Raw genomic sequence first — 4518 nt, 5'->3', positions numbered from 1 at the left:
GGCAAGATCATCGCCGAGCGCTACAAGCTCGATCTGCCCAACTACGGCGAGTTCGACGAGAAGCGCGTCTTCCAGGCCGGACCTGAACTGCAGGGGCCGGTCAACTTCCGCGGCGTGCCGATGATGACGCCGGGTCCGCCATCGGCGGTGTCCGTGGCGAAATCTTCGGCCGCCTTCTCGCAGGCCTTGAGGAAGGAAGGCTTCAGCACCAGATCTTCCGGCGGATAACCGGCGAGGAAGAGCTCGGTGTAGAGCACCAGGTCGGCGCCCTGTCGCGCCGCGTCCGCCCTCGCCTCGCGCGCTTTTGCCAGATTGCCGGCGACGTCGCCGACGGTCGGGTTGAGCTGGGCGACGGCGATGCGCAGGATATCAGGAGCGGTCTTGGTCATGGAATGGATGTAGCGTGGCAGAAATCGTCGGGCAATGGCGATCGCTTGTGCCAATTAGGATCGATCGGCAGAGCCGATCATGTTCATGATCTATCGACGGATGTCGATCGTATCCCTAATCGCCCATATATTCGCGCAGCGCCTCTGCCGAGCGATTCTCGCCGATCGACATCGCCAGGATGCGCGAGATGTGGCGGCGCGGCAGGCCGGTCTCGGCCGACCATTGGTTGATCTGCGCCTGGATTTTTTCGAGGTCCCGCTTCGAGGTCGGGTTCTCGGCTATGTCAAGGCCGGCCTCGCGCAAGGCCGCCGCCATGTCGGCGGAAACGACGAACGTGTCCCATTCCAGCCAGCGCAGGAAATACTGACCCGTATTGCCGCCCAGCCGGCTGCCATGCTTGGCCAGATAGGCGGTCAGGCCGATCTGATCGTCCGCCGGCCAGGCGGCAATGAATTTCCCGAAGCTGCCATGCTCCTTCGACACGCGGTCGACGAAGGCGGCATTGTCGCGCACCGACTTGATCTTCTGCGGGTTGCGCACGATGCGGCTGTCGGATGCCAACTCGTGCCAGAAGTCGTCCGGCTGGAACAGAAGCCGCTTCGGCTCGAAACCGAGGAACGCCTCCTCGAAACCCGGCCATTTCTGCTCGATGACACGCCACACGAAGCCGGCGGCGAAAATGCGCTCGGCCATGGTTGAGAGAATGCGGTCGTCGGGGACTTTCGCCACCGCCTTGTTGTCGGGCGCAGGGCCAAGCAGCGGAGCGAGCACCGCCTCCCCGCCCTTGCGCTTTGCCGCCCGCGCGTGGATTTTCTGGAAATCGAGCATCGTTGTCCTTGCCTGTTCGCCGCAATCTAGCACTTCACGTCCGCCCCGGCAGCCTCTACGTCTATCGATGCCGGGCGAAGGAGAAGGCAGATGAACAAGATCGTCGAGGACATGGCGAACCGCTTGCTCAAGCGAAAGCCGGACGGCTTTGGTCCGCTCGAGAGCCGCGTGCTTCAATCGACGCTCGAGCGCACCACCATCACACGCGACACCAACAAGGCCGTCGCCTTCCACGAGACTTATGGCGACCGCGTCGCCGACACGATCGCCAGGATCGGCGGCTCATGGTCCTTCATCCTGACCTTCCTGGCTTTTCTTGCGCTTTGGACCCTCGGCAACGCCTGGCTGCTGACCCGCGACGCCTTCGATCCCTACCCCTTCATCTTCCTCAACCTTGTGCTGTCGATGCTGGCGGCGATCCAGGCGCCGGTGATCATGATGTCGCAGAACCGCCAGACCGAGCGCGACCGCATCGACGCGGCGCATGACTACGAGGTCAATCTAAAGGCGGAGATCGAGATCATGGCCCTGCATGAAAAGCTCGACGAGCTGCGCCACAGCGAGATCATCGGCATGCGAGACGAGATCCTGCGCATGGCCGAACAGATCAGGCGCATCGACGAGAAACTGTCGGCGCGGCCCGTCATAGAATGAACGGGACCATCCATCATCTCATCGAGCAATACGGGCTGATCGCGGTCTTCCTGGGCTGCGTCGCCGAAGGCGAAAGTGCCGCGATCCTTGGCGGTTTCTTCGCTCATCAGCACGTCTTCGTGCTGTGGCAGACTTTTGTGGCCGCCTTCCTCGGCGCCTTCGCCGGCGACACGTTCTTCTTCACCCTCGGCCGCAGCTTCGCCGAGCATCGCTATGTGAGGAGGTTGCGCAGGCGGCCGGGCTTCAGCCGCGCCTACCGCCTGCTCAACACCCATCCCAACATCTTCGTGCTGACCAACCGCTACATCTACGGCATGCGGCTGGTCGGCGGTATCGCTGCAGGCCTGTCGACCGTGCCCATGCCGCGCTTCGTCATCCTGAATGCCATCTCTTCCGCCGTGTGGGCGGCCCTGTTCAGCACTATCGGCTATGTTTTCGGCCTGGGCGCGGAGCGCATGGTGGGCCAGGCGTTCGAGCGGCATGAGCGCCTGCTCATCGCCCTTGGCGTCGGCGTCGGCGTCGCAATCATTGCCTGGCTGGTCGGCCATCATTTTGCCGGACGCGAACGCGCCAAGGAAGATCGGGCAGGATCCTGATCCGCCAGGAGTCAGATCGGCGCGCCGGTGAGGCGCTCGATCAAGGCTATGCCCCAGACGCCGCCGGCGATCACGATCGAAATCAACACCGCCAGTGACCCGCAATCCTTGGCGAGCTGGATTTCGATGTGGAATTCGCGCGAGATCGCGTCGCAGGCCGCCTCGATGCCGGTGTTGAGCACTTCGACCATGATCAACAGCAGAACCGCGCCGATCAAAAGGGCATAACCGCGCCAGGAGACCGAGATGAACCAGCCGGCTGGCAGCGCCAGCGCAAGCAAAAGCAACTCCTGCTGGAATGCCTTTTCGTGAGCGGCCAACTTGCGGAAGGCCCGAACCGAATTGATGAAAGCGTCAACCAGCCGCTGCATGCCCAGCCTCGTTTCGAGTCACGGTGAGGGGATATCGCAACGGCGGGATCAAGGGAATAAGGCAGCCGCCGCAAAATTCATCCGTCGGCGACCTTTATCGACGGCGTCGATTTCTCGAACTGCGGCAGCCCGTCCTCGATCGAATAGTAATCGCCTTTGTCGCCGACGAAGATGTGGCTTTCCGCCGTGAGGCCGCTCGGCCTCTCGAAGGATCCGGCCATGATGGAAATCGTGTCCAGTTCATTGTGCTTCCAGAAGAGCAGCGAGCCGCAGGTCCGGCAGAAGCCGCGTTTCGCCACATCGGAAGCACCGTACCAGCTGAGCGTGTCGGACCCTTCTATGACGATATCGGCATCCCTGGAGGCGGTAGCCGCGACGAAATGGCCGGTCTGCCGGCGACATTGCGAGCAATGGCAATAGACCACGCCGCGCAGCGGGCCACTCGTCCTGAAACGCACCGCCCCGCACAGGCATGATCCCCTGTGGTTATCGTCCATTTCCGGCCTCCTTCGACCATCCTCCGATCCATTGCCGGCCAGAATTTCAGGTTTGAAGTGGCTGGGCGCAGGCAAATGCGACACCGAAGCGACGCGTTTCAAAAGCTGCGCCTCACACGACTCTACATCCTGAGGTAGCAGAGACATCGAGGAAATGCAGGCCATTAAGGAAACTTTAGCGCAACTGCATCTATGTTTCCTGCAAGCGAAGGTCGTGTTGGGGACGCGCCGTCGCACCGCAATTCCGATTCAAATCCCCGAGTTAGCGACTCCCGGCGGAGGCAGGTCTCCGGTCGCACTGAAGGGGCAGTGAAACTGAACATGCAGCCGGCAGCCGTTCCCACCGACAGGAATACCGACATCGCCAGCACCGTCGTGGCGACGATGCGGCAGCTCGGCGTGCTTGGCATGCCCCGCAACTATGAAATCTTCTACGAGGCGCTCAGCGGCAGCAATCACGAACTCAGCCTTGCCGTCGTCTCGTTGAGCAACCGACCGACCCAGGAGGACCTCGACGGCATCGGGCGCACCTTCTTCCCCCAGCATCACGGACCGGCCATCGTCGAACATGCCCGCGAGATGGTCGCCAAGGAGCTCGAGGACATCGCCGCGCTGTTGCGCAGCGAGCGCTCGCATATCGAGAAATACGGCCGTCTCCTCGACGAGACCTCGAGCGGGCTGAGCAACCGCAGTCTGCTTTCGCAGGAACTCCTGCAGAAGATCGCTGGCGCAATGTCGGCCGCCACCAGCTCGACGATCGACCATGGCCGCCAGATCGCCAGCACGCTCAGCGAAAAGACGGCCGAGCTTGAAAGCGTCAAGTCGAAACTCGAGGAATACAAACGGCTTGCCGACACCGATCCGCTCACGCAACTGTGGAACCGACGCGCCTTCGACAAGGAGATCACCCGGATCTACAACAGCAATCGCGGCATCCTGTTCAACGCCTTGATCCTTGCCGATATCGATCATTTCAAGGACATAAACGATTGCTACGGCCACCCGGTCGGCGACAGGATCCTGCAGATCATCGCCGAGATCTTCCAGTCCAGCGTGCGTTCCGACATGTTCGTCGCGCGCACCGGCGGCGAGGAATTCGCCTTTATCGTCGAAGGCGCCAGCGAGGATGCCACATACGAGATCGCCGAGCGCATCCGCGCGCTGATCGAGCAGACCCCATTC

The 4518-nt window shown here is 62.0% G+C and carries 6 protein-coding genes and 1 pseudogene; 3 read left to right on the top strand and 4 right to left on the bottom strand.

Annotated features, from left to right (window positions below; genetic code table 11):
- Positions 1 to 110: 110 nt before the first annotated feature.
- Together EOA28_RS26010 and EOA28_RS26005 are read right to left on the bottom strand one after the other, a co-directional pair.
- Positions 111 to 389: pseudogene (locus tag EOA28_RS26010) on the bottom strand (nitrilase-related carbon-nitrogen hydrolase); the annotation flags it as partial.
- 115 nt (positions 390 to 504) lie between these two features.
- Positions 505 to 1218 carry a DNA-3-methyladenine glycosylase I gene (locus EOA28_RS26005; RefSeq protein WP_127250168.1) on the bottom strand — a complete coding sequence of 238 codons (714 nt, stop codon included), beginning with the start codon at positions 1216 to 1218 and terminating at the stop codon, positions 505 to 507.
- 90 nt (positions 1219 to 1308) lie between these two features.
- Here EOA28_RS26005 and EOA28_RS26000 point away from each other — a divergent pair, with 90 nt between their 5' ends.
- Both EOA28_RS26000 and EOA28_RS25995 read left to right on the top strand, forming a co-directional pair.
- Positions 1309 to 1872, top strand: a complete 564-nt coding sequence (locus tag EOA28_RS26000; RefSeq protein ID WP_127250167.1) for a DUF1003 domain-containing protein — start codon at positions 1309 to 1311, stop codon at positions 1870 to 1872.
- Positions 1869 to 2468, top strand: coding sequence for a DedA family protein (locus EOA28_RS25995; protein ID WP_127250166.1), 600 nt, complete (start codon positions 1869 to 1871; stop codon positions 2466 to 2468). Before EOA28_RS26000 ends, EOA28_RS25995 begins: the two co-directional genes overlap by 4 nt.
- A gap of 11 nt (positions 2469 to 2479) precedes the next feature.
- Here EOA28_RS25995 and EOA28_RS25990 read toward each other — a convergent pair whose 3' ends face one another.
- Together EOA28_RS25990 and EOA28_RS25985 are read right to left on the bottom strand one after the other, a co-directional pair.
- Complete coding sequence (locus EOA28_RS25990) at positions 2480 to 2839, bottom strand: diacylglycerol kinase (RefSeq protein WP_126082410.1); 360 nt, start codon at positions 2837 to 2839, stop codon at positions 2480 to 2482.
- Between the two features lie 77 nt (positions 2840 to 2916).
- On the bottom strand, positions 2917 to 3336 hold the full coding sequence (locus EOA28_RS25985; protein ID WP_127250165.1) for a GFA family protein: 420 nt from the start codon (positions 3334 to 3336) through the stop codon (positions 2917 to 2919).
- A gap of 309 nt (positions 3337 to 3645) precedes the next feature.
- Here EOA28_RS25985 and EOA28_RS25980 point away from each other — a divergent pair.
- Positions 3646 to 4518 (top strand): diguanylate cyclase (locus tag EOA28_RS25980; protein WP_245501596.1); only part of this gene is annotated, 873 nt, incomplete at its 3' end.

It is taken from the genome of Mesorhizobium sp. M2A.F.Ca.ET.067.02.1.1, from assembly GCF_004023285.1.
Lineage (GTDB): Bacteria > Pseudomonadota > Alphaproteobacteria > Rhizobiales > Rhizobiaceae > Mesorhizobium.
The sequence above is the reverse complement of the archived record's forward strand: the minus strand, read 5'-3'. Positions and strand labels throughout refer to the sequence as shown.

Excerpts from the sequence above, each read along its gene's own strand:
- EOA28_RS25995 (WP_127250166.1), top strand. The coding sequence starts at position 1,869 with ATGAACGGGACCATCCATCATCTCATCGAGCAATACGGGCTGATCGCG.
- EOA28_RS26000 (WP_127250167.1), top strand. The coding sequence starts at position 1,309 with ATGAACAAGATCGTCGAGGACATGGCGAACCGCTTGCTCAAGCGAAAG.
- EOA28_RS26005 (WP_127250168.1), bottom strand. The coding sequence starts at position 1,218 with ATGCTCGATTTCCAGAAAATCCACGCGCGGGCGGCAAAGCGCAAGGGC.
- EOA28_RS25985 (WP_127250165.1), bottom strand. The coding sequence starts at position 3,336 with ATGGACGATAACCACAGGGGATCATGCCTGTGCGGGGCGGTGCGTTTC.
- EOA28_RS25990 (WP_126082410.1), bottom strand. The coding sequence starts at position 2,839 with ATGCAGCGGCTGGTTGACGCTTTCATCAATTCGGTTCGGGCCTTCCGC.